This is a genomic window from Aeromicrobium sp. (assembly GCF_047607065.1).
GTDB lineage: Bacteria > Actinomycetota > Actinomycetes > Propionibacteriales > Nocardioidaceae > Aeromicrobium.
In genome coordinates, this window is sequence record NZ_JASGDU010000034.1 from 1 (window position 1) to 23,271 (window position 23,271).

At 69.3% G+C, this 23,271-nt stretch carries 20 protein-coding genes and 3 tRNA genes; 14 read left to right on the forward strand and 9 right to left on the reverse strand.

What is annotated here, in order from left to right; translation table 11 throughout:
* From QM597_RS04765 to QM597_RS04775, 3 genes are all read right to left on the reverse strand, one after another.
* The coding region (locus QM597_RS04765) for a hypothetical protein (protein ID WP_415003731.1) at positions 1-1,969 on the reverse strand (1,969 nt) is incomplete at its 3' end.
* Between the two features lie 196 nt (positions 1,970-2,165).
* Positions 2,166-2,744, reverse strand: a complete 579-nt coding sequence (locus QM597_RS04770; RefSeq protein ID WP_415003732.1) for a hypothetical protein — start codon at positions 2,742-2,744, stop codon at positions 2,166-2,168.
* 166 nt (positions 2,745-2,910) lie between these two features.
* Complete coding sequence (locus QM597_RS04775) at positions 2,911-3,552, reverse strand: TetR/AcrR family transcriptional regulator (protein ID WP_415003733.1); 642 nt, start codon at positions 3,550-3,552, stop codon at positions 2,911-2,913.
* 49 nt (positions 3,553-3,601) lie between these two features.
* Here QM597_RS04775 and QM597_RS04780 point away from each other — a divergent pair, with 49 nt between their 5' ends.
* Both QM597_RS04780 and QM597_RS04785 read left to right on the forward strand, forming a co-directional pair.
* On the forward strand, positions 3,602-6,484 hold the full coding sequence (locus tag QM597_RS04780; protein ID WP_415003734.1) for an MMPL family transporter: 2,883 nt from the start codon (positions 3,602-3,604) through the stop codon (positions 6,482-6,484).
* Positions 6,484-8,472, forward strand: coding sequence for a YhgE/Pip family protein (locus QM597_RS04785; protein ID WP_415003735.1), 1,989 nt, complete (start codon positions 6,484-6,486; stop codon positions 8,470-8,472). Before QM597_RS04780 ends, QM597_RS04785 begins: the two co-directional genes overlap by 1 nt.
* A 163-nt stretch (positions 8,473-8,635) precedes the next feature.
* Here the strand turns inward: QM597_RS04785 and QM597_RS04790 are convergent, their stop codons facing one another.
* Together QM597_RS04790 and QM597_RS04795 are read right to left on the reverse strand one after the other, a co-directional pair.
* Positions 8,636-9,493, reverse strand: a complete 858-nt coding sequence (locus QM597_RS04790) for a hypothetical protein (protein WP_415003736.1) — start codon at positions 9,491-9,493, stop codon at positions 8,636-8,638.
* Between the two features lie 54 nt (positions 9,494-9,547).
* Complete coding sequence (locus QM597_RS04795; RefSeq protein WP_415003737.1) at positions 9,548-10,177, reverse strand: hypothetical protein; 630 nt, start codon at positions 10,175-10,177, stop codon at positions 9,548-9,550.
* 264 nt (positions 10,178-10,441) lie between these two features.
* Between QM597_RS04795 and QM597_RS04800 the strand changes: the two genes are divergently transcribed.
* Positions 10,442-11,299 (forward strand): EamA family transporter, encoded by an 858-nt coding sequence (locus QM597_RS04800; RefSeq protein WP_415003738.1) that lies wholly within the window; start codon positions 10,442-10,444, stop codon positions 11,297-11,299.
* A gap of 9 nt (positions 11,300-11,308) precedes the next feature.
* Positions 11,309-12,094 carry an exodeoxyribonuclease III gene (locus QM597_RS04805; protein WP_415003739.1) on the forward strand — a complete coding sequence of 262 codons (786 nt, stop codon included), beginning with the start codon at positions 11,309-11,311 and terminating at the stop codon, positions 12,092-12,094.
* 24 nt (positions 12,095-12,118) lie between these two features.
* On the opposite strand, the gene QM597_RS04810 is transcribed toward QM597_RS04805, so the two are convergent.
* Positions 12,119-12,778, reverse strand: a complete 660-nt coding sequence (locus QM597_RS04810; protein WP_415003740.1) for a pirin family protein — start codon at positions 12,776-12,778, stop codon at positions 12,119-12,121.
* Positions 12,771-13,121, reverse strand: a complete 351-nt coding sequence (locus QM597_RS04815) for a metallopeptidase family protein (RefSeq protein WP_415003741.1) — start codon at positions 13,119-13,121, stop codon at positions 12,771-12,773. Before QM597_RS04815 ends, QM597_RS04810 begins: the two co-directional genes overlap by 8 nt.
* Before the next feature lie 62 nt (positions 13,122-13,183).
* Between QM597_RS04815 and QM597_RS04820 the strand changes: the two genes are divergently transcribed.
* From QM597_RS04820 to gluQRS, 3 genes are all read left to right on the forward strand, one after another.
* Positions 13,184-13,259: transfer RNA gene (locus QM597_RS04820), tRNA-Glu, on the forward strand.
* 341 nt (positions 13,260-13,600) lie between these two features.
* Positions 13,601-13,804, forward strand: a complete 204-nt coding sequence (locus QM597_RS04825) for a cold-shock protein (protein ID WP_415003742.1) — start codon at positions 13,601-13,603, stop codon at positions 13,802-13,804.
* 376 nt (positions 13,805-14,180) lie between these two features.
* Positions 14,181-15,059 carry a tRNA glutamyl-Q(34) synthetase GluQRS gene (gene gluQRS, locus QM597_RS04830; protein WP_415003743.1) on the forward strand — a complete coding sequence of 293 codons (879 nt, stop codon included), beginning with the start codon at positions 14,181-14,183 and terminating at the stop codon, positions 15,057-15,059.
* A 56-nt stretch (positions 15,060-15,115) separates the two neighbouring features.
* Here the strand turns inward: gluQRS and QM597_RS04835 are convergent, their stop codons facing one another.
* Positions 15,116-15,925, reverse strand: a complete 810-nt coding sequence (locus tag QM597_RS04835) for an alpha/beta fold hydrolase (RefSeq protein ID WP_415003744.1) — start codon at positions 15,923-15,925, stop codon at positions 15,116-15,118.
* Positions 15,926-16,060: 135 nt separating this feature from the next.
* Here QM597_RS04835 and QM597_RS04840 point away from each other — a divergent pair, with 135 nt between their 5' ends.
* From QM597_RS04840 to QM597_RS04860, 5 genes are all read left to right on the forward strand, one after another.
* Positions 16,061-16,582: a TetR/AcrR family transcriptional regulator gene (locus QM597_RS04840; RefSeq protein WP_415003745.1), complete on the forward strand. Its 522-nt coding sequence runs from the start codon at positions 16,061-16,063 to the stop codon at positions 16,580-16,582.
* Positions 16,582-18,681, forward strand: a complete 2,100-nt coding sequence (locus QM597_RS04845; protein ID WP_415003746.1) for an MMPL family transporter — start codon at positions 16,582-16,584, stop codon at positions 18,679-18,681. The genes QM597_RS04840 and QM597_RS04845 overlap by 1 nt, the downstream gene beginning before the upstream one ends.
* 56 nt (positions 18,682-18,737) lie before the next feature.
* A tRNA-Asp gene (locus QM597_RS04850) sits at positions 18,738-18,814 on the forward strand.
* Positions 18,815-19,070: 256 nt separating this feature from the next.
* Positions 19,071-20,378 carry a DUF2786 domain-containing protein gene (locus QM597_RS04855; RefSeq protein WP_415003747.1) on the forward strand — a complete coding sequence of 436 codons (1,308 nt, stop codon included), beginning with the start codon at positions 19,071-19,073 and terminating at the stop codon, positions 20,376-20,378.
* Positions 20,379-20,474: 96 nt separating this feature from the next.
* A tRNA-Phe gene (locus QM597_RS04860) sits at positions 20,475-20,548 on the forward strand.
* A gap of 294 nt (positions 20,549-20,842) precedes the next feature.
* On the opposite strand, the gene QM597_RS04865 is transcribed toward QM597_RS04860, so the two are convergent.
* Positions 20,843-21,733 (reverse strand): sterol desaturase family protein, encoded by an 891-nt coding sequence (locus QM597_RS04865; RefSeq protein ID WP_415003748.1) that lies wholly within the window; start codon positions 21,731-21,733, stop codon positions 20,843-20,845.
* 92 nt (positions 21,734-21,825) lie between these two features.
* Here QM597_RS04865 and QM597_RS04870 point away from each other — a divergent pair, with 92 nt between their 5' ends.
* Together QM597_RS04870 and QM597_RS04875 are read left to right on the forward strand one after the other, a co-directional pair.
* On the forward strand, positions 21,826-22,455 hold the full coding sequence (locus QM597_RS04870; protein WP_415003749.1) for a TetR/AcrR family transcriptional regulator: 630 nt from the start codon (positions 21,826-21,828) through the stop codon (positions 22,453-22,455).
* A 7-nt stretch (positions 22,456-22,462) separates the two neighbouring features.
* A complete protein-coding gene (locus QM597_RS04875; RefSeq protein WP_415003750.1) occupies positions 22,463-23,269 on the forward strand; it encodes an SDR family NAD(P)-dependent oxidoreductase in 807 nt (268 codons plus the stop codon).
* The last annotated feature ends 2 nt before the right edge of the window (positions 23,270-23,271 follow it).

Here is a 23,271-nt window from a genome sequence, read left to right on the forward strand (position 1 = left end):
GATCACCAGAAGCCGCAGCCGTGCCATCAGCCTCATCATCGACAAGCGAACCGAGCATCAAATCAGAGGTGTTGCTGTCCTCGTCGAGGTCGACAATCCGGTGGCTGGCACCGTTCTCACCATCCCAGCTCGTCCCGTACGTCGACGGCGCATCACCAAGATCATCACACGGCTGACCGAAGTTATCGATCCAGGTCTGGTCGCTGCCGGAGCGGCCCTCCACCGAGATCACGAACCGATCCACGTCAGCCAGAACCGCGCTGAACTCCTCAGCCGACGGAGCCGATGAACTCATATCGACACCCGTACCCGAGACCACTCCCGTGTGCCACAGGCTCGGGTCCATCGGCACCCGCACCCGGTTCCAAGCCGTCGAGTCGACGATCTGGTCACGGAAGTTGTACCAGTAACGCTCATCATTGGCACCGACAATCGAGACGTAAATATTGAAGCCGATACCCGTGTCATTCAGGTAGTCGAACTGCAGAATCTCGCTGGGATCATCCATGAACGAAAAATCGCTGCTATAACCATTCGACGCGAAATCCGGCGTCCACACCTCCGTCCAGGTGCCGCCCTGCAGATCGGGACTGTAGATCGACGGAGCCGGGTTGCCCTCGTCTTCCACCCACTCCACCGGCTGCTCAGCGATGTTGATCGTCACGCCGTCCTGGTCGACCGTCGCACGACGCCAGGTCTCACTCTCTTCTTCGGTATCGAAGGTGACGAGGTTCGAGCAACCGCCGAACAGCGGGTCACCGACCTCAAGAGTCGCCTCGGCGGGCAGGTTCAAACCCACCACATCAGACAAATCATCCGGAGCATTCGTCCACTCATCATCCAGGCCGGCGTCGTCGGGAACCTGCACGTCGAACTCCATCGTGCAGTACGTCACCTGACTAGCCAGATTCCCCGTGAAAGACACCGACGACTCACCGGCAGTAAGCGACGACGTGATCGGAGCAACCGAATCAATCAGACCATTCGCGTCGTAGCACGCCGTCGACACGTTCGGATCATCAGCCACCGGCAGCGGCAGGGAGTCGGTGAACGCCCAGCCGTTCTTCGCGCCAAGTTCGGTGGTATTGGTCACGGTGAAGCGCACCCGTGCCGTACCACCCGCATCAGCTGTCACCGGCACGAACTCTTTGTCGAGCTGCGGCGAGACGTCGAGCATCTGGATGTCGTCGAAAGCATGGTCGTTGCCGATGCCGTTGCCGTTGGCGTTGCGCAACACGATGTAGGGATTGTCCGAGTCGGTCCACAGCACCGGGTCGGGGGCAACGTACTCGGAGGCACCACACGGCGTGACCGGGGAGGCGTTGAGCGAGATGGGGTCGTCGCCTACACCGGCCGTCAAGCCGTTGTCGTCGTCGAAGTAGAAGTTCAACTGCGGCCTGCGGTCGACGCCACTGACCGTGCAGTTCACCGCCGAGACGTTCACCGAGAAGGTGAGGAACCGGTTGCTGAGGGAGGTAGCGGTCTGCACCGGGGCATTGGTGGCGAATTCCACGAGGTTGTCATCGCCACTCCCGCCCGTATAGGCCGACACCACGTGATTGAGCGAACCGGTTCCGTTCAACGCGCCCAGCTGAGCGGCCGCTGTACGCAGGCCATTACGCGCGCTGGATTGCGTGACGCCGAGGGCAATCAGGGTTGAGTTCGGCGTGTACGGCGACAGGACGATCCCGTTGAAGGCGGATGTCGTGGCCCAGAACTCATCGGCCGTGTAGGTATTGCCGTCGACGCCGGTGAACCCGCCGACGAGCGCCACCGCATCGGAGTTACTGACCTCATCGGACAGGGGGGGGACGCCCTCGAAGTCTTCGTGGAAGACCGTCACACCGTCTTGGGGTTCACCGGGCGTACCCGCGACGGCCGACGCTGGCGCGGCGGCGAGCAACGGGACGACGACGACCGAGGCCGCGACCAGCGCACCGCTGAGTATTACCGGGGACAGTCTCTTCACGACATCTCCTACCACACGCACCTGAGCCGAGGCACTCAAACAACTTAGACGCCCCAGGATACCTCCCTTTCGCGCGCCCTCAGACCAGGCGCAGACAATTCACCCTCGAAATCACCCCGATGGTGACCGATCTCACCGGCGGGGGCATCCCGCTCACCGTGGGCAATAGCGGGTCGCCCTCGGCATTACGCATCCTTCAGCGCGACATGCTCCGCCAGGCGGCATCGATGCTGGTCCGCACATCGACTTCGCGCGCGGCAGCGACATCGGGGCTGTCGACCTCGCGCGCCACGAACTTCGCCACGAACCGCCTGACCTCGGCGTCGACCCCGGCGGCCTTCTGCACCACGCTCGCGCGCAGCCCGTCGGCCTTGAGGTTGAGCCGGATGTCGCGCGCGGCCGGCGGGGTGATGTCGATGACGATGCGCAGGTCGTCGGTGGCCCGCGCATGCACCGTGAGCGGTACGACCAGGTCGCCGTGGAAGCGATGCCGGTCCAGCTGCAGGTTCAGCTCGAAGTCCAGGCTCACCGGCAGCATGACCTTGTAGACGACCTCGTCGTTGGCGACCGAGCGGATGGCGGGGCGGCCGACCTGCCCATGAGCGGTCACCTGCGCGACCCGCCCCGGACCGACGCCCTTGGGACCGAACTCGATGGGCTGGCCCGCAAGTGCGCCGATGGCGTCCAGGATGCGCTCGGGGGTCACGGCGGCGCGGAAGAACGCCTCGCCGAACTCGGCGTAGGTGCAAAACGGTGTGGGCGTGACCTCCGTCATGAGACCTGAGCGTATCCCCCGAGCAGGTCCCTGAGGTGCGTAGGCCGCAGGGTCATTTCGAGGTGTGCTGCGCTCGCACCTCAATGACCGGATGACCGCACAAGCGGGTCCTGAGGTGCCGCGAGGGACGAGCGGCCTCGAAGGGCGCACCTCAACGACCGGGGCGTCAGAGCGGTTCGGTGAGGGAGACGAGGATGCGCGGGAGGGTGCGGCGCAGCAGGTCGAGGTCGAAGTCGCGCTCCTCGACGAGCGAGCTGAGCACCAGCGCGTCCCAGGTGCCCATGAGGATGAGCACCGCCTCGCGGCTCTCGACCACGAGGCGCAGCCCGGTGAGATCGAGCGCGGCCTCGACCACCTCCGCGATGCCGTCGACGATCCGGTGCCACCACTCGACGAACTCCTCACCGCCCAGGTCCCCGCGCAGGCCGCGCATCTCGAACTCCAGGTGCAGCAGGAACCACTCGCGGTCCGGCGGCTGCAGCAGGGCGAACCGCTCCAGCACCGCCGCAGCGGCCTCGGCCGGCTCCAGCCCGGCGAAGACCGACGGGTCGGCGGCCTCGCGCACCAGTGCCAGCATGCGCTCGCGCTCGCGGTCCACCAGCGCGCGTACCAGGGCGTCCATCGAGTCGAAGTTGGAGTAGAAGGCCCCCCTCGTGAAGCCGGCCTCCGCGCACAGCCGGGCGACGGTGATGCCCTTGAGTCCTTCGCGGGCGAGGAGGTCGCGGGCGGCGTCGAGCAACCGGCCGCGCGTCACCGACCGATGACGACGGGTCGGCTCAGCCTGAAGCGGTGCGGGAGAGTCGGCCACGACAGAAGAATACATTTACGCACTGGATACATTTGTGTATCGTGAAGTCATGTCGACGTTCCTGTACCAGCTCGGCCGCTGGGCCTTCCGCCACAGCACGCGGGTCATCCTGGCCTGGATCGCACTGATCCTCGTCGCCGGCGGGGCCGCAGCCACCCTGGGCGACGGCACCCGCAACGAGTTCACGATCCCCGGATCGCAGGCCCAGGAGGCCTTCGACAGCCTGGAACGCACCTTTCCGGAGATCTCCGGCGTCTCGGCCTACCTCGTCATCGTCGCACCGGACGGCACCACCATCCACGACGCGGCGGCGCGCGGCCTCATCGAGCAGACCGTCGCGCGCATCGACGCCGTCGACGGCGTCCGCGAGGCTTCCTCGCCCTTCGGGATGCTCGAGGACATCGCGATCTCCGGCGACGACAGCGCCGCCCAGGTGCAGGTGCAGCTGGCTGGCGGCTACGAGGACGTCACCGCCGGCCTCAAGGACGACCTCCTCGCCACCGCCGACCCCCTGGCCGATGCCGGGTACACGGTGGCCTTCGGCGGCGACGCCTTCGCCAGCAGCGGACCGAAGCTGTCGATCGTCGAGGTCGTCGGCGTCGTGGTCGCCTTCACCGTCCTGTACTGGATGTTCCGTTCGGCGAGCGCGGCGGTCATGTCCATCGGCACCGCCCTCGTCGGCGTGGCCGTGGCCCTGGAACTGACCTGGATCGCCACCGGATTCCTCACCATCTCCTCCACCTCGCCGCTGCTGGCGCTGATGATCGGCCTGGCCGTCGGCATCGACTACGCCCTGTTCATCGTGTCGCGGTACCGCGAACTGCTCGCCGAAGGCGTCGCCGCCGAGGAGGCCGCCGCCCGCGCCGTGGCGACCGCCGGATCGGCCGTCGTCTTCGCCGGGGCCACCGTGATGATCGCGCTCCTCGGCCTGGCCGTGGCCCGCATCCCGTTCCTCACCGTCATGGGCGTCATCGGCTCGCTCGCCGTGGCCGTGTCGGTCGTCGTCGCGGTCACCCTGCTGCCCGCCGCGCTGGCGCTGGCCGGCGAACGGCTGCGGCCCGCCGACGGCGAACGGCCGCCGGGATCGTTCTCGCGCCGCTGGGTCGCGCTGACCACCCGCTTCCCGGCCCTGTCCATCGTCCTCATCGTCGTCGGCCTGGCCATCGCCGCCATCCCGGCCAAGGACCTCCAGCTCGCACTGCCCGACAACGGCACCGAGCCACCCGATTCGGCCGCCCGCGTCTCCTATGACCTCGTCGAGCGCGAGTTCGGCCCCGGCTACAACGGGCCGCTGCTCGTGACGATGAACATCATCGGCACCACCGATCCCCTCGGCGTCGTCGACGCCCTCGAGCGTGACCTGAGCACGATCCCCGGCGTGCAGGCCATCGGCCTGGCCACCCCCAACGCCACGGCCGACACCGCAGTGATCCAGGTACTGCCCGAGACCGGCCCGCGCGACGCGCGCACCGCCGAACTCGTCCACACCATCCGCGACGCCGCACCGCAGTGGGAGGACGAATACGGCATCGACGTCGCCGTTACCGGGTACACCGCAGCCGGCATCGACGTATCCGAACGGCTCCGCAGCGCGCTGCTGCCGTTCGGCATCGTCGTCATGGGGCTGTCGCTCCTGCTGCTGATGATCGTGTTCCGGTCGGTGCTCGTGCCGCTCAAGGCGACCCTCGGCTTCCTGCTGTCCACCGGAGCGTCCTTCGGCGCGGTCGTCGCGGTGTTCCAGTGGGGCTGGCTCGGCGGCCTCGTCCACCTCGACCAGCCCGGACCGCTCATCAGCTTCCTGCCGATCCTGCTGATGGCCGTGCTGTTCGGCCTGTCGATGGACTACGAGGTCTTCCTCATGGCCCGCATGAAAGAGGAGTACGGGCGCACCCGCGACGCCGACCGGGCCATCGTCGACGGCTTCGTGGGCAGTTCACGGGTCGTCACCGCCGCGGCGGTCATCATGCTCGCGGTGTTCGCGGCCTTCGTCCCTGACGGCGACGCGAACATCAGGCCCATCGCCTTCGCCCTGGCCGTGGGCGTCTTCGCCGACGCCTTTCTCGTCCGCATGTTCTTCGCGCCTGCGGTGATGAAGTTCGCCGGGCACCGCGCCTGGTCGATGCCCGGCTTCCTCGCCCGGCGGCTGCCGCACGTGGACGCCGAAGGCGAAGCACTGTACGAGCGGATCGCCTTGGAATCGTGGCCCCCCGGACACACCGGCGACGCGCTGACGGCGGCGGGCCTCACACTCCAGACCTCCGAGGGCCTGGTCTACAACGACGTGGCGGCCTCCCTCCCGCGCGGCGACTGGCTCATCGTCCACGGCCCGGACGGCTCGGGCAAGACCGCGCTGCTGCTGACCCTCGCCGGGCGCATGGCCTTCACTGCGGGGCGGCTGCGCGTCGCCGGGCATCTGCTCCCGCACGAGTCCGGCGCGGTGCGCAAGGCGGCCGCGCTGGGCGAGATACGCGGCGTCAACGACCTCGACGACAACCTCACCGTCGACCAGCACATCGCCGAACGGCTGTCGATCCGCACCTTCGGGCTGTGGGTCTCGCGCGCCAAGGTCGCGCCCGTGCGGCACCGGCTCAACCTGGCCCTGGAGGCCGCCCACACCGAGGCCGGGATTCCCTTCGCCGAGATCGAGGGCACCCGGCTCGTGTCGTCGCTGAGCCGGCTGGAACGCACCTGTCTCGGCGTCGTGCTCGCGCTCGTCTCCGATCCGGAGCTGCTGGTGCTCGACGACGCCGACCGCCTGCGCTCCCCGGCGGACCTGGCGCTGCTGTGGGCCACGCTGCGCCATCTGCTCGCCGGAGGCTCCACCGCCCTGGTCGCCAGCGTGAAGTCGCCCGAGACCGCCCCGCCGCCCGGACCGCACATTCACCTGGTCGAAATCAACACCCGCCGCACCCTCGATGAGTTGATGCTCTGATGATCCCTTCACCCCCGCTGCCCTGGTACGAGATCGCGCGCTTCCAGCGCAGCCGCCTCACCCGCGTCGCGCTCGTCGCGGTATCGATCGTGCCGCTGCTGTACGGCGCGCTGTACGTGTGGGCCAACGCCGACCCCATCGGCCGCCTCGACCACATCCAGGCCGCCGTGGTCAATCACGACCAGGTGATCGAGGTCACCGGCCCCGACGGCCAGACCCAGCCGGTCGCGGTCGGCCGGCTGCTGGCGGCCAACCTGGTCGAGTCGGACGCGCCGAACAACTACGACTGGGTGCTGACCGATGCCGCCGACGCCGAGGCCGGCCTGGCCGACGGCAGCTACAAGGCCGTCCTGACGATCCCGGAGAACCTGTCGACCGCAGCCACCTCCACCGCCGGCGACCCGTCCGAGGCCGTGCAGGGGCGTCTGGACCTGCGCACCAACGACGCAGTGAACTTCGTCAACGGGCAGATCGCCGACCGCATCCTGGCTGCGGCGAGCGCGGCGCTCAACGCCCAGGTCACCGAGACCTATCTCGACCACCTCTACCTCGGTTTCAGCGACATCAAGGCCTCGCTGTCGCAGGCCGCCGACGGGGCGGGGCAGTTGGCCGGCGGTGCCCAGGCACTCGCCGACGGCGCGACGCAGCTGGCCACGGGGACCGCGCAGCTCGCCGACGGAGCGCGGCGGCTCGATACCGGGTCCGGACAACTCTCGAACGGACTCGACCAACTGCGCTCGGGCACTTCGACGCTCACCACCGACACCCGCCAACTCGCCGACGGTGCCCAGCAGGTCGCCGACGGGACGGCGCAGATCAACGCCCTGGTCCAGCAAGTCACCACGACGATCACCGGCAACACCGGCCAGGCCGAGCAGTCACTGGCCACCCTGGAGACGACCCTGCGCGATCTGGCCCAGCAGTGCCGCGACGCGGGCACGGCCGACTGCACGCCGTTGGACGCGGCCGCCGACCAAGCCGCGTCCGCACGCGCCGGTCTCGGCGACATCACCATCCAGGCCGGACAGGCGAGCCAGCAGGCCCAGGCACTCGCCGACGGCGCGGGGCAGGTGGCCGACGGCAACCGCACCCTGGCCGACCGGGTGCCGGCGCTCGTCGCTGGCATCGGCCAGGCGGCCGACGGGGCCGCCGCGCTGCACACCGGAGCCGCCCAGTTGAGCAGCGGCACCGCGCAGGCCGCCGACGGGGCACGGCGACTCGCCGACGGCGCGGGGCAGCTGACCGGCGGGACCGTTTCGCTCGCCGACGCCCTGCGCGACGGCAGCGACCAGGTTCCCGGCTACACAGGCGACGAGCGCGAACGGCTCTCGGAGGTCGCCGCGACCCCGGTGAAGGAGTCCGCCGAGCGCCTCAACGCGGTCGGGACCTACGGCGACGGCCTGGCACCGTACTTCATGGCGCTGGCACTGTGGGTCGGGGCCATGTCGGTCTACCTGCTGCTGCGGCCTCTGTCGCCGCGCGCGGTCGCCTCGACCACCGGCTGCGTCCGGGCCGCCTTGGCCGGGTTCTTCCCCGGTACGGCCGTCGCGCTACTCCAGGTGGCCCTGCTGACGGCGGTACTGCTGTGGGTCGTCGGCGTCGACGCGGCGCAGCCCTGGTTGATGCTCGGTCTCGGCACGCTGACCGCCTTGGTGTTCGTGGCCATCAACCAGACGCTCATCGCGTGGTTCGGCGGGGCCGGGCGCTTCCTCGCCATCGCCTTCGTCTGCCTGCAGCTGGCCTCTTCGGGAGGGACCTATCCCATCGAGACCTCACCGGGGCTGTTCACGGTGCTTCACCATCTGTTGCCGATGACCTACGCGGTCCACGGGCTACGCGCGGCGACGGCCGGCGGGACGGCGGGGGTCGGCCAGGACGTCTTCGCGCTGGCCTGCTTCGGGCTGCTGGCGCTGGTCCTGACGATGGTGGCGGCCAAGCGGCACCAGCGCGTCACCATCACCCGCCTGCACCCCACCCTCGTCGTCTGAGTCAAGGGACTGAGAAGGTGGGCGGATGGATCCGCTGGCTGAGGTGCGTAGGCCGCTTGCGGCCGGAGCCTCGAAGCCAGCAGTGGTGGGTCATTTCGAGGCTCGCAAGCTCGCACCTCAATGACCGGGTCCGCCTACTGGCGGAATCCCTCTCCCGCCGAACCTATTCGTCGAGGGCGGGCGGAGCCGAGGAGATCGCGGCGGCCGGCAGGTGACTGCGGCGGCGCGCGCCGGGAAGGCGTCCGGCGAGCGTGCTGAGCGGTTCGACCGCCCCGCTGAGCACCGACACGGCGTCGTTCAACTCGGGGATCGCGTCACCGAGCATACGCATGCGCGGCACCAGCTCCTCGAAGATGCCGCCGAGCCCGACGAGCTTGTCCAGGGTGCCGCCGGGCTGCAACAGACTCTCCAGGATTCCCTCCTCCTCCAGCAGCTGCTCCAGCAGGCCGCCGGGCGCGAGGATCCGGTCCAGCGACCCGTCGGGTTCGAGCAGCCGGTCGAGCGTGCCTCCCTCGGCGACCAGCCGGTCGATGGGGCCGCCCACCTCCACCAGGCGGTCGAGCGGGCCACCTGGCTCCACCATGCGCTCCAGGGGACCACCCGGCGCGAGCAACCGGTCGAACGGACCACCCGGCGCGAGAAAGCGATAGATGCCGCCGTCCTCGGCCAGCGCCCGGTCGAGCGGGCCACCGGCCTCCAGCAGACGCACGAACGGCCCATCCTCGGAGGCCATGCGGTCGAGCAGGCCGTCGCGGGCGAGCGCCTTGCCGATGGGCCGGTCCTCACGGGTCAGCTCGGCCAGCGTGTACGCCAGGCCGATGGGACCGTGCTCGTCTTCGAGGATCTTGCCGAGCTGATCGAGGAGGCCGCCTTCGGAGAAGATTTTCGCCAACTGCTGGGCATACCCGCCGTCGCGCAGGAGCGGACCCTGCGGAGAGACGAAATGTCCGAGCGCGAGGGTGGTGCGAGTAGCGGCCACGGTGACACGCACGGGCAGTGCGACGAGCGAAGGAAGGTTCATGGCGGCAGCCTATGCGGCCTACGTCACACTTGTCAGCCGGTCATGCACTCTGCGTCACAGGGCGCGGGCGAGGGCCGCGATAGCCAGGAGCACCGCGCCCACGACCGAGATCAGCACGACCCAGAGGGTCGCGATGGTCAACGAGACGGTGATGCCGATGCGCGGCGGCGCGAAATGGCGCGCGTTCGGCAGGTCGCCGACGCCCTCGATCCAGTGTCCCGGCAGCGTGACGCCGCGCCAGGCCGCGCGCAGCCGGGAGAACAGCCGCGAGCCACCGCCGCCGGCGAGCTGTTCGAGCACGCCGCGCGTCTCGTCGGCGCGCTCGCTGAGGTTGACCATGATGCCGAGTTCGGTGCCCAGCGCCTCCGGTTCGGCGACGGCCTTGACGATCTGCCGGCGACGCCAGCCGAAGGCCAGCGGCACCAGGGTCAGCAGGGCCGTGACGATGCCGAAAACGAGTCCGGCTGTCCCGCCCAGCGAGATCGAGGACGCCGCCATGACCACCAGGAACGGGAACGGCGCGACCAGCAGGATCGCGGTCGGGATGCGTAGGAGGCGGACCGCGACAGTGATGGCCTGGGCGGCGCGGCCGGCCGCCTTGCCGGTCTGGTCGTCCACGCGAGCCGCCATGCGGTTCACCGCGTCGTTGGTGCGGCGGCCCCACCCCCCTTTGCCTCTCGCCATGCCCCCACCCTACGAAAGGTGCCTTCGGGCTGGCTGAGGTGCGCCCTTCGAGGCTCGTCGCAAGCTCCTCGCGCCTCAGGAACCGGGAGGAACGAGCGAGCCTCGAAGCCTGCGGCGGTGGGTCATGTCGCCCTTCGAGGCCGCTCCTTCGTCGCGGCACCTCAGGACCCGGCTCGGGTGCGGGGCACCCCGCACCTCGATGACCGGGCGTTCTCAGCAGCCGCCAGCCCTGAGGTTCCGAAGCCCGGCGTGTAGCGTCGCGGGGTGGCCGTGATCCTTGCCCTCGCCTCCGCGATGACCTACGGCGTCAGCGACTTCCTCGGCGGCGTGTTCTCCCGCGGCCAGCGGGTGAGCGCCTGGCAGATCGCCGTCGCGGGACAGTGCTCCTCGGCCGCCGTCACCTGGCTGGCCGTGCTCGCGGTGACCGGCGAGGCGACCCGCGAACACGTGCTCCTCAGCGCCCTCGCCGGACTCGGGTCGGGCTTCGGCACCGGTTTCCTCTACCGCGGCTTCGCGCGCGGCCGCATGGGCGTCGTCGCCCCCGTCTCGGCCGTCGGCTCGGCACTGGTCCCGCTCGCCGTCGGCCTCGGCCAGGGCGACCGGCCCTCGGCCCTCGCCGTCATCGGCGTCGCCTGCGCCTTCCCGGCGATCTGGCTGGTGGCCCGACCCGACCCGCAGGCCCACGGCCCCCTGCTCGACGCCGAACCCGGAGCGCCCAGCGGCTTCGTCGACGCGGTGCTCGCCGGGCTGGGCTTCGGCGTGCTGTTCGCGGTCCTCGGCCAGATCCCCGACGACGCCGGGTTCGTCCCCCTCGCCATCTGCCAAACGGTCTCCATCGCGGCGATCGTCGTCACCGCCATGCTCCTGCGGGAAGCCTGGGTGCCGCGCTCGGGTCCGGCCGCGCTCGGCCTGCTGCTCGGACCCCTGGGATTCACGGCGACCGCCGCATTCATGCTCGCCACCCACCACGGCCTGCTGTCGGTCGTCTCGGTGATCGCCGCCTTGTATCCGGCCTCGACCGTCCTGCTGGCCCGGCTCGTCCTGCACGAACGCATCGGACGCGGCCAGGCGGCCGGGCTGGCAGCCGCCGCCGTATCGGTCTCTCTCGTGGCCCTCGGCTAGGTTCATCGCGTGCGTATCGCGACCTGGAACGTCAACTCCATCCGCAGCCGGATCGACCGTGTCGTTGCCTTCCTGGAACGACACGACGTCGACGTTCTCGCCATCCAGGAGACCAAATGCCGTGAGGACCAGTTCCCCGGACTCGCGTTGAGCGCGCTCGGCTACGAGTACGCCCACGTCGGGCTGAACCAGTGGAACGGCGTCGCGGTCATCTCCCGCGTCGGCCTGGAGGACGTGCAGCGGCAGTTCGCCGACGACCAGCCGCAGTTCGGCGACGTACTCGAACCACGGGCCGTCGGGGCCACCTGCGGCGGGGTGCAGGTGTGGAGCCTGTACGTGCCGAACGGCCGCGACCTCGACCACGACCACTACGCCTACAAGCTCGACTGGCTGGCGCGGCTGCGCGCGGCGGGCGACGCCTGGCTGGCCGCCGACCCGCAGGCGCAGATCGCCCTGACCGGTGACTGGAACATCGCCCCCGAGGACGACGACGTGTGGGACATCGCCGCCTTCGCTGGCAAGACCCACGTGTCCGAACCGGAGCGCGCGGCCTTCCGCGCCGTGGTCGAGACCGGGTTCGCCGACGTCGTCCGCCCGCACGCCCCCGGCCCCGGCGTCTACACCTTCTGGGACTACCAGCAGCTGCGATTCCCGAAGAAGGAGGGCATGCGGATCGACTTCGCCCTGTGCTCCCCGGCGCTCGCCGCGCGGGTCACGCAGGGCTGGATCGACCGCGACGAACGCAAGGGCAAAGGTGCCAGCGACCATGCCCCCGTCGTCATCGACCTCGACTGACAACCCCACCGCCCGAGGGCACCGCTATTCCAGGTGCCAGACGAGAGCTTCACCGCCGCCAACCAGCAGCACGGACCCGCCCGTGGCGACGACTCGCAACTCGTCGCCGACGTTCAGGGGGTCGCCGTCGGCCGCGATCGTCCCGCGAGTCACGTGGACGAGCAGCCGCCGGCCGATTTCTACGGCGACGGGTTCGGCCGGTCGGATGATCTCCAGTCGCGCGGCGGCGTGGACCGAGACGCCGGGATACCGACCGGGACCGCCGGGCACCTCGACCAGCGCGTATTCCGGTGCGCCCTCATGGGTCGAGCGCAGCATGGTCTGGACGAAGCACAGCGGTTCGGTCGCCGAGGCGTTGCGTTCGGTGTGTTCGGCACCGGTTCCGGCGCTGAGCCGCTGCACGGTGCCCGGCCCGATGATGCCGCCCACCCCGGTGGTATCGCGGTGCGCGAGTACTCCCTCGACGACCCAGGTCACGATGTCGACGTCGGCGTGACGGTGCGCGTCGTACCCGCGACCGGGGGCGAGGTGCTCGACGTTGATCGCACTCAGCGCGCCGAAGCCGACGTTGGCGGGGTCGTAGTGGGCACCGTAGCTGAAGGAGTGGACTGTGGTGATGCCGTCGCCGTGCGTCACGAAACGGTCAGCAGCGCGGCGCAATTCACGCGAGGAGACCTCAGGCATAGCCGAGTTCGTGCAGGCGGTCGTCGTCGATGCCGAAGTGGTGGGCGATCTCGTGCACCACGGTGATGCGGACCTCCTCGACGACGTCGTCCTCGGTCTCGCAGATCGCCAGGGTCGGGCGGCGGAAGATGAGGATGCGGTCCGGGAGCACGCCGCCGTAGCTGAAGTCGCGTTCGGTCAGGGCGATGCCGTCGTACAGGCCGAGGAGGCCGGGTTCGTCCTCGGGGGCGTCGTCCTCGACGAAGAGAGCCACGTTGTCCATCAGTGCGGCCAGTTCCGTCGGCAACGACGCCAGCGCGGCCTCGGCCAGCGCCACGAATCGCTCCTCGTCGACCTCGATCACACCCCCATCCTGCCAGCGGGGCATCGGCCGCCGAGCACGCCCGTTATGCTGGTCGGTGCCGCGCCCCCTTCGTCTAGCGGCCTAGGACGCCGCCCTTTCAAGGCGGTAGCGCGGGTTCGAATCCCGTAGGGGGTACCAACGACCCGAAGGCCCCTGCGCCCTTCGAGGCTCGCAAGCGGGTCCTGAGGTGCGACGAGGAACGAGGAGCCTCGAAGGGCGCACCTCAGGGACCGGAACGAGTAGGGCCTGCGGATCGTTTTGCGTCCGAGCGACACGCCACAGGTGCCGCACAGCGTCGCCGTGTGCGAAGGCGGCACCTCGACGTGTACAGTGGACTCGTTGTTTGGCGTTTGTTGTACCAGTGTTGCTGTGTGACCGGCCGCGTTCAGCGCGGTCTTTCTCGTTTCTTCATCGGTTGATGCGCGTCGCGACCCCGACGCACGCCACGGTGGCGTGCGCACCCACCGAAGGAGAACATTATGGCTACCGGAACCGTCAAGTGGTTCAACGCCGAAAAGGGCTACGGCTTCATCGCCCCCGACGCCGGCGGCGAGGACCTCTTCGCCCACTTCAAGCAGATCGTCGGCTCGGGCTACCGCTCGCTCGACGAGAACCAGAAGGTCGAGTTCGAGGTCGAGCAGGGCCAGAAGGGCCTTCAGGCCGCGCAGATTCGCGCCATCTGAGACCAGCAAACGCCCCGTCCACTCACGCAGTGGGCGGGGCGTTTCGCATTCCCTGGCCGCAGGTTCAACCCAGGGCGCATCAGCAAGCCCCTCGCCCCGTCGACCACGAACGCCCGGATGCACTCGGGGGAGCTTGAGGACACGGTCGCCTGAGAACGTGCGCGGATAGGCCCGCCGGCTGAGGTAAGTAGGCCGCTTGCGGCCGGAGCCTCGAAGCCCCGCCGCGGGTGGGTCCCTTCGAGGCTCGCAAGCTCGCACCTCAGGGACCGAGGTTCGCCTACTGGCAGACGTTCTAAACAAGGAGCGCTCCGAGGCTGTAGGTGTCGGCAAGATGCTCGATGAACAGCTTCTCCCTTCGCCACGGCAAACTGGGGCCATGCCCGCCGGCCGCTACGCCCCGTCCCCCTCGGGCGATCTGCACGTGGGCAACCTGCGCACGGCCGTCCTGGCCTGGCTGTTCGCGCGCAGCACGAGCCGCGACTTCGCCGTGCGCATCGACGATCTGGACCGGGTGAGACCCGGTGCCGCCGAACGCCAGGTGGAAGACCTTGCCGCTCTCGGCCTCGACTGGGATGGCTCTGTGCTGTATCAGAGCACCCGCCGAGAGACCTACGCCACGGCAATCGACCGCCTCACCTCGCTCGGCCTGACCTACGAATGCTTCTGCACCCGGCGTGAGATCCTCGAGGCACCCAGCGCGCCGCATCGTGCGCCGGGCGCCTACCCCGGCACCTGCCGAAACCTGTCCCGAACCGAACGCGACCTCCGCCGCACCGAACGTCCCGCAGCGATCCGGCTGCGTGCGGAGGTCGCCTCGTGGACCGTAAACGACCTCCTACACGGCGAGGTCGAGGCGGACGTGGACGATCTGGTGCTGCGCCGCGGCGACGGCACCCCGGCCTACAACCTCACCGTCGTCCTCGACGACGCCCACCAGGGCGTCGACCAGGTGGTCCGCGGCGAGGATCTGCTCTCGTCCGCGCCCCGCCAGGCCTATCTCGCGCAGCTCCTCGGGCTGCCCGTGCCGGCGTACGCGCACGTCCCGCTCGCGCTCAATGCGGGCGGGCAGCGCCTGGCCAAGCGCGACGGCGCGGTCACGCTGCGCGCCCTGTCCGAACGCGGCATCGACGTGCTGCGCATGATCGGCGACTCGCTGGGCTTCGCCGGGGCCGCTCCGGCGGACTGGCTGGCCGAGTTCGACCCGGCGCGGCTCCCGCGCGGGCCGTGGGTGGTCACGCCGCCAGCCACTCCCTGAGGTGCGTCCCTTCGAGGCTCCGGCCGCAGGCGGCCTGCGCACCTCAGGGACCGGAATCACGCCTCCCGGGTGAGGTGGTCTTCGAGCAGGGCGGTGACGACCTCGGGCTGCTCCAGCGGGCTGAGGTGTCCCGCGCCGGGGATGATCTCCAGCCGCGCGCCGGGGATCGTCGCGGCGATGACCTGCGCCTTCGCCACCGGCGTCGCCACATCGTGCTCCCCTGCAGCGACCAGCGTCGGCGCGGTGATCGCACCGATCTCCGGCAGGATCGGGTCGCGGTCGGTGACGCCGTAGATCGCCTGCACCATGCCCGGTCGCGGCACCTTCGTGAGAATGCCCATCCACTCGTCGATGACGGCGCGGCCCCGCGGAGAGCCGATGAACTCCGTGGAGAACATGATCGGCTCGACCTTCGTCGCCACCGGGCCGATCCCGAACCAGCGGTAGATCCGCGCGAGCAGCCGATAGCGGCTGACCTTCTCCGGATCCTCCGGGCCGGCGCTGGTGTCGAGCAAGGTCAGCGTGCGCACGCGCTCGGGGTGCCGCGCGGCGAAGCGCATGCCGACGAAGCCGCCCATCGACAACCCGACGTAGTGGACCCGGTCCAGGCCGAGCGCATCGAGCACGCCTACGAGATCGCCGGTGAGCGTGTCCATGTCGTAGCCGCCGGAGGCCGCCGCGGGGCTGTCGCCCTGGCCGCGCCAGTCGATCGTGATGCACCGGTAGCGGTCGCGCAGCGCCCGGACCTGGGCCTGGAACATCCAGCCGTTGAACAGCAGTCCGTGCCCGAAGACGATGGCGGGCTTGTCCTCGCCGCCGGTGTCCAGCACGAAGACCTTGGTGCCGTTGGTGTCGATCAGTGCCATCGCCGGCCTCCTTCACGGGACGTCGTTGTCCGCGAGCGTCACCCTGTCGGAAGTCCGGCCCGCTGTCCAGCATTTTCGGCGAAGCCTTGACGATGGTTGTGAGTCATCACTAACTTATCGTCCATGTCACCCCGCATGAGCGCCGAGGAACGCCGCATCGCCGTGCTCGAAGCCGCCATCGAGGAGTACGGCCGCGCCGGGATGCACGCCACCTCCACCGAGGCCATCGCCGCGCGCGCCGGCATCTCCCAGCCCTACCTGTTCCGCCTGTTCGGCACGAAGACCGACCTCATCACCGCCGCCATCGAGCACCACACCGCCGTCCTGCGCGACGGCTTCCGCGAGGCCGCCGAGAACCGCCCCGACGGCGTCAGCCCCCTGCAGGCGATGGCGACGGCCTACCTGGAGTTCCTGGCCGGCGACGCCAACGACCTGCGCTGCCAACTCCACACCTGGGCGGCCGCCTCCGACCCGGCGATCAAGGACGTCGCCCAGCGCACCTACCGGCAGATCTGGGCCGACGTCGCCGAACTCAGCGGTGCCGACCCCGCCCAGCTCCGCTCCTTCATGGCCGACGGCATGTTGCTCACCGTCCTCGGCGCCCTCGACCTGCTCGACCTCTTCGGCGACCCCGCCGACGTCATCAAGGAGTACTGATGTTCGACGCCCTCTCCCGTCTGGCCTCCTCCCGGCCGAAGCGCATCCTCGTCGTCACCGGGCTGTTCTTCGTCATCGCCGCCGTCTTCGGCGGTCCGGTGACCGGACTGCTCAACGCCGACACCGACTCCTTCTCCGACACCGGTTCGGACTCCTCGCTCGCCCTCGATCTCGTCGCCGAGGCGAGCGGACTCGACGCCATGCCGTCCATCGTCGTCCTGACCGACACCGACGACACGCAGGCGCAGCGCGAACTCCTCGCGGTGCTCGACGGTCAGGACGGCATCGGCCAGGTGGCCGGCGGCCCCGACGCCGGCCCGCCGTTCGTGTCCACCGACGGCTCACAGACCTTCTACGCGGTGACCTTCGCCGCCGAGACCGACTCCGACCTCGCCACCGAACATCTGCGCACCGAACTGGCCGACATCGACGGGCTGACCATCGGCGGCGTCGCCGTGGCGTTCCAGCAGGTCAACGAGCAGGTCGAGCGCGACCTCGTGACCGCCGAGATGATCGCCTTCCCGCTGCTGTTCGTCGTCGCACTGCTGGTGTTCCGTTCGGCGGCCTCGGCCGCGCTGCCGCTGCTCGTCGGCGGGCTGACCATCGTCACGTCCATGCTCATCGTGCGCGGTGTCGACGAGATGCTGGAGATCTCCGTCTTCGCGCTCAACCTCATCACCGGCCTCGGGCTGGGCCTGGCCATCGACTACTCGCTGTTCATGGTGTCGCGCTTCCGCGAGGAGCTGCACCGCGTCGGGCCGGGGGCCGAGGCCGTGCGCCGGACGGTCGCCACGGCCGGGCGCACGGTGCTGTACTCGGCGGTCACCATCGCCGGTGCGGGCCTGTCGCTGCTGGTGTTCCCGCTGCGCTTCCTGTACTCGATGGGCATCGGCGTGACCATCGTGGCGCTCGTGTCGGCCGCGGTGAGCCTGCTCGTGTTGCCCGCGCTGTTCGCGGTGCTGCAGCAGCGCGTCAACGCCGGTGCCCCGGCGCGGTGGAAGCGAGCGCAGGAGGCCGAGGCCAGCCCGGACCACCGCGGATTCTGGTACCGCCTGTCGACCTTCGTCATGCGCTACCGGGTCGCCACGGCGGTCGTCGGTGCGGTGCTGCTGCTCGGCCTCGGCGCGCCGTTCCTCGGGGTGAAGTTCACCGGCGTCGACTCCCAAGTGCTGCCCGCCGACGCCTCGGCGCGAGTCGTCGACGAGACCCTGCGCACCGAGTTCACCGAGGCGGACTCCTCCCCCGTGCTGGTCGCCCTCGAAGCCGGTGCAGGCGACAGCGACGAGGCCGAGGCCTTCGCGGACCGGATCGCCGGACTCGACTCGGTCGCCACCGTCATCCCTCCGCGCCATCTCGGCGACACGCTGTGGCAGATCGACGTCCTCACCGAGGGCGATCCGCTCGACGAGTCTACGATCGACCTCGTCCACGAGATCCGCAGACTGGACTCCCCCGGCACCGTCTGGGTCGGCGGCACGGCCGCCGATCAGATCGACCAGTTCCACTCCATCAGAGAACGAGTTCCCCTGGCGCTGCTCATCCTCGGTGCCTTGACCTTCATCACCCTGTTCCTGATGACCGGCTCGGTGGTGCTGCCGATCAAGGCGCTGGCGATGAACCTACTGACGATCAGCGCGACCTTCGGCCTGCTCGTGCTGATCTTCCAGCGCGGAAACCTCGAAGGACTGCTCGACTTCACCAGTTCGGGCGCACTGGAGTCGACGCAGCCGGTGTTCATCTTCGCGGTGGTCTTCGGCCTGTCGACCGACTACGCGGTGTTCCTGCTGACCAGGATCAAAGAGGCCCGCGATCACGGTGCCGGCGAGCGGGAGTCGGTGGCGCTGGGCCTGCAGCGGACCGGCCGGATCGTCACGGCGGCCGCGCTGCTGTTCGCCATCGCCTTGGGCGCGTTCGCCACCAGCGAGATCGTGTTCATCAAGGAACTCGGCATCGGCGTGGCGGCGGCCGTGCTGATCGACGCGACCATCGTCCGGGCGATCCTGGTGCCGTCGCTGATGGCCATGCTGGGGCGGGCGAACTGGTGGGCACCGGGGCCGCTACGCCGGCTTCACGCGAAGATCGGGCTGTCGGAGTCGTAACGGGCGACCCCATTTGGCCGCCGCGCACGCGATGGGCTAAGGTTGCTCCGCAGCACGGCCCCGTGGCGCAGTTGGTTAGCGCGCCGCCCTGTCACGGCGGAGGTCGCGGGTTCGAGTCCCGTCGGGGTCGCCAACGACGAAGCCCCCACCGAAGAATCAGGTGGGGGTTTCGCCCATTTCCGGCGCAGTCGGAGCAGGAAGTCCCGCTGGCCGAGGCGCGGATCGGCGGAGCCGATCATGGAGGTGCGCCCTTCGAGGCCGCTCGTTCCTCGCGGCACCTCAGGACCCGCGCAGCACACCTCGAATGACCCAACCAGCGAGCCTATGCGCGCACCGTTCTGACGCACGTCCCGGCGGTTCGTGTGGGTGGCCTCTGGCAGCCTGTCGGTATGCAGGGTACGGACCGGAAGACGACCTACGCCGCCGAGCACATGGTGGTCGCCTGGCTCGACACCACCTCCCCCGAGGACGGCACGGTCCGGGTGAGCCTCGGCGAGGGGCCGGACCGGCGGGTCGTCACCTACACGCCCGAGGCAGAACCGCGCTTCAGCCGCCCGGCGGAGGTAACGCACTTCGTCGAGCGGGTGCTGGAGCGGCTACGTAGCCAGGCTCGCGCGTTCGGCTCGAACTACCGGGACCGCGAACAGCGTCCGGTCGAGGTCGTGGCGCATCGCGGCTGGACGAAGGCCAGTTATCTCGACGGCACGATCCGGCTGCCCCAGCGCGAGCGCGGCGGCGCGTGGGCGCTGCGCGGCCTGGTGGTCCTGCACGAACTCGCCCACCACCTCAACACCGGCGTCGACGGGACGATCATCGACTCCCACGGCGACGGCTTCCGGGCCACCTTCGTCCGGCTGCTGGAGGACCTCGGCTGGAGCGAGATCGCCGCGATGCTGAGCGAGGCGTACCGGCAGGTCGGCCTCGACCGCACCGGCGAGGCCGACGATGACGGCATGCTCGACAAGGTGGGCAAACTGCTCCGGCACGCCGAAGGTGCCTCGACCCCGGCCGAGCGCGACGCATTCTTCGCCAAGGCCCAGCAGCTCGCCACGACGCATTCGATCGAACTGGCGGTGGCGCGTGCCGCCGTGGCGGATCGGTCCGCCGAGACACCGACCTTCGAGCCGGTCCGCCTCGGCCACCGCGGCCAGCAGTCCAATGTGCGGTTCATCGAACTCATGGTCGCCATCACCCGCGCCAATGATCTGCGTTGCAGCATCCGCAGCGACAACACCGGGGTCACCCTGTACGGATTCGGCAGCGACATCGACGTCGCCAAGACGCTCTACATGTCGCTGGTCGTGCAGATGGTCGCCGATGCCGACGCCTACCTCCGCTCCGGGGCGCACCGCCCCACCCACGGCCGCACGGCCCGAGCCGCGTTCTACCAAGGCTGGACGGCGCGGATCGAACAGCGGCTGCGCGAGGCGCGGCGGGCGGCTCAGGTGAGTGCCGGGGTGAGCGATGACCCGCAGGCTCCCGGCGCGGCGCGCACGGCCGCCGGAAACCCCCGCGCGCTGGCCCTCATCGCCAAGGAGGTCGAGGTCAGCGACTATTACGCCGCCATGCGACGCCAGCACGGGGTTTCGGGCACCTGGCGCGGTAGCAGCCGGGTCGCCGACCGGCGTTCGGCCGCGCGCGGCCGGGCTGCCGCCGAACGCGCACGGTTCGGCCGAGGCAAGGAACTCACCCCGTGAACCGGCGGCCTCGGCGCGCGTACGACGGCACTGTGACCCGTCTGCGTTGCGTGCGATAAGATCGCGGTCGCCTCGTGCGGACAGATGCGAGGCGATGGCCAGGTAGCTCAGTTGGTACGAGCGTCCGCCTGAAAAGCGGAAGGTCGCCGGTTCGACCCCGGCCCTGGCCACCCATGAGAAAACCCCCGCGCTCTTTGCGGGGGTTTTCTCATGGGTGAACGGGGTCAGCGGGCGAAACGGTGCTCGCCTGGGGGTCCCCCTGCTCGGAGCTTGCGGAGAGCTTGGGGGAGTCGACCCCGGCCCTGGCCACGGACGAAAGCGGCCCCACGTTCTTTGTGGGGCCGCTTTCGTCCGTGATCGCGGTTGGTAAGAGAACCGGTGCTCGCCTGGGGGTCCCCCAGCCCCGCGAGGAACGAGCGGGGCGAGGGGGAGTCGACCCCGGCCCTGGCCACCACCCGGCCCGCTCAGCGGGTCGGCAGGGCGTGCTCGTCCTCAGGGGCCGGGTCGGCGGGCTTCCAGCCGGGCGGACCGAAGATGTAGCCCATCTTGTCGCGCCAGGTCGCGGCACCCTTGACGTCGCGGGCGATGTCGGCGTAGTGGCCGTACTGCAACCTGAGCAGGTTGTAGGTGTCGACCTTCTTGGTCAGGCCATAGGTCGGGCGCTGCTTCTCTTCGGTGAACGTGCCGAGCATGCGGTCCCAGATGATGAGGATGCCGGCGTAGTTCTTGTCCAGATATTCCCGGTCGGACCCGTGGTGGACGCGGTGGTGCGAGGGCGTGTTGAAGATGAACTCGATGGGCCGCGGCAGCCGGTCGATCAACTCGGTGTGGACGAAGAACTGGTAGATGAGGTTGAGGCTGAAGGCCACGTAGATCGTCCACGGCGCGAAGCCCAACAGCGGGAACGGCAGCCAGAAGAAGAACTCGAACCACGGGTTCCACTTCTGCCGCAGCGCGGTGCCGAAGTTCATGTACTCGCTGGAGTGGTGGGCCTGGTGGCCGGCCCACGCGATGCGCACCCGGTGGCTGAAGCGATGGTGCAGGTAGTAACTGAAGTCGATGCCGACCATGAGCACGACCCAGTACCACCAGGTGTCGACCGGCAATTCCCACTGCGCGACGTAGGTGAACACCGCCACGAACGCGAGGAAGGTGACGATCTTGAAGCCGGTCAGGAAGAACACCGAGAGGATGCCCATGGAGATCGACGCGCGGGCGTCCTTGAGGGCGTAGCCCGTGGGGTTGTCGTCGTGGTCGAGCCACTTGAGCGCAGCCAATTCGATGACGATGCACAGCAGGAAGAACGGCACCGCGAAGGTGAACGGGTTCTTCATGGGGTCGAGCAGGTCGGACATACATCCTCCACAGACAGGCCGATGCTCACGGCGAGCTATATGACTTCACGGTAAGTTACCACATGGTCAACCCGTGCGCTAGGATAGACCATGTGGCTCGTAACAACGCTGGAACCAAGGGTGTCCCACGCGCCGAGAGATGGCAACAGATTCTGGACATCGCTTCGCTCGCCTTCGGCACCGACGGTTTCGCGGCGACCAACATCGCCGACATCGCGCGCAGCGCCGGCATCTCCAAGCCGCTGATCTATAACTACTTCGGCTCCAAGGAAGGTCTCTACGTCGCCTGCGTCGACGAGGCGGGCGAACTGCTCGCCGGCGAGATGGAGCGTGTGGCCCGCGGTGATGTCGTCGGCGTCGAACGCGGCCTGCGCACCCTCGACGCGATGTTCACGATCCTGGAGGACCGGCGGCACCTGTGGCGGCTGTTGCACGACCGCAGCGCACCGAGCACCGGCGAGGTCGCCAGCGTCATCACGCACCACACCCGCCGCATCGACGCCCTGGCCCACGAAGGCGTCAGCGAGCTACTGGCGCTGTCGGGTGACCCCGACGCGCTGGACGCCTCCGCACTGACTGCGGTGTGGATCGGCATCGTCGACGCCCTCATGGACTGGTGGGTGGCGCACCCCGACGAGACGGCCGCACACATGTCCGAGCGCATCGGCCGCGTGGTCGGCGCGCTGCTGGCCGACATCGCCCGGCTCGGCGCTGCGGTATAGAAGAGCCATGAGCAACCCCCGCGTCGTCGTCATCACCGGCGCGTCGAGCGGCATCGGTGCCGAAGCCGCCGCGCAGCTCGGCGCGAAAGGCTGGACGGTCTGCCTCCTCGCCCGCCGGGCCGACGAGCTGGCCGAGGTCGCCGCGCGCGTGCGCGATGCCGGCGGGCAGGCCCATACCTACCCGGTCGACCTGACCGACGACGAGCAGACGCACGCCGTGGCCGAGGCGATCCTCGCCGACCACGGGCACGTCGACGTGCTGGTCAACAACGCCGGGCGCTCGATCCGCCGCTCGATCCGCGACTCCTTGGACCGCCTGCACGACCACGAGCGGGTCATGGCGGTCAACTACTTCGCCGCGATCAGGCTCACTCACGCCCTGCTGCCGTCGATGATCGAGCGGGGTCGCGGCCATGTGGTGTTCAGTTCAACGATGTCGACCCAGGTGCCGATTCCGCTGTTCAGCGCCTACCTGGCCAGCAAGAGTGCGCTGGAGTCCTATGCCCGCTCGCTCATGGCCGAGATGGGGCACCGGGGCATCACCACGACCGTCGTCTACTTCCCGATGGTGCGCACGCCGATGTCGGGAGCCACCTCGATCTACGCGGCGATGCCGATGATGACCGCCGACAAGGCCGGCGGCTGGCTCGTCAAGGCCGTCATCGACCGTCCGACCCGTGTCACGAGCCTCGGCGGGGCGGTGAGCCAGGCGGGCATGTCGGTGCTGCCGGGTGTGCTGACCAAGGTCGTCACCCCGCAGATCCGCCGTATGGACAAGCGCCTGTCCCGCAAGAAGTCCGCCGCGTCGGACTAGGC

Coding starts and splice junctions, on each gene's coding strand:
- QM597_RS04825 (WP_415003742.1), top strand. CDS start 13,601: ATGGCTACCGGAACCGTCAAGTGGTTCAACGCCGAAAAGGGCTACGGC.
- QM597_RS04855 (WP_415003747.1), top strand. CDS start 19,071: ATGCAGGGTACGGACCGGAAGACGACCTACGCCGCCGAGCACATGGTG.
- QM597_RS04845 (WP_415003746.1), top strand. CDS start 16,582: ATGTTCGACGCCCTCTCCCGTCTGGCCTCCTCCCGGCCGAAGCGCATC.
- QM597_RS04835 (WP_415003744.1), bottom strand. CDS start 15,925: ATGGCACTGATCGACACCAACGGCACCAAGGTCTTCGTGCTGGACACC.
- QM597_RS04875 (WP_415003750.1), top strand. CDS start 22,463: ATGAGCAACCCCCGCGTCGTCGTCATCACCGGCGCGTCGAGCGGCATC.
- QM597_RS04810 (WP_415003740.1), bottom strand. CDS start 12,778: ATGCCTGAGGTCTCCTCGCGTGAATTGCGCCGCGCTGCTGACCGTTTC.
- QM597_RS04865 (WP_415003748.1), bottom strand. CDS start 21,733: ATGTCCGACCTGCTCGACCCCATGAAGAACCCGTTCACCTTCGCGGTG.
- QM597_RS04790 (WP_415003736.1), bottom strand. CDS start 9,493: ATGAACCTTCCTTCGCTCGTCGCACTGCCCGTGCGTGTCACCGTGGCC.
- QM597_RS04840 (WP_415003745.1), top strand. CDS start 16,061: ATGAGCGCCGAGGAACGCCGCATCGCCGTGCTCGAAGCCGCCATCGAG.
- gluQRS (WP_415003743.1), top strand. CDS start 14,181: ATGCCCGCCGGCCGCTACGCCCCGTCCCCCTCGGGCGATCTGCACGTG.
- QM597_RS04780 (WP_415003734.1), top strand. CDS start 3,602: ATGTCGACGTTCCTGTACCAGCTCGGCCGCTGGGCCTTCCGCCACAGC.
- QM597_RS04770 (WP_415003732.1), bottom strand. CDS start 2,744: ATGACGGAGGTCACGCCCACACCGTTTTGCACCTACGCCGAGTTCGGC.
- QM597_RS04795 (WP_415003737.1), bottom strand. CDS start 10,177: ATGGCGAGAGGCAAAGGGGGGTGGGGCCGCCGCACCAACGACGCGGTG.
- QM597_RS04785 (WP_415003735.1), top strand. CDS start 6,484: ATGATCCCTTCACCCCCGCTGCCCTGGTACGAGATCGCGCGCTTCCAG.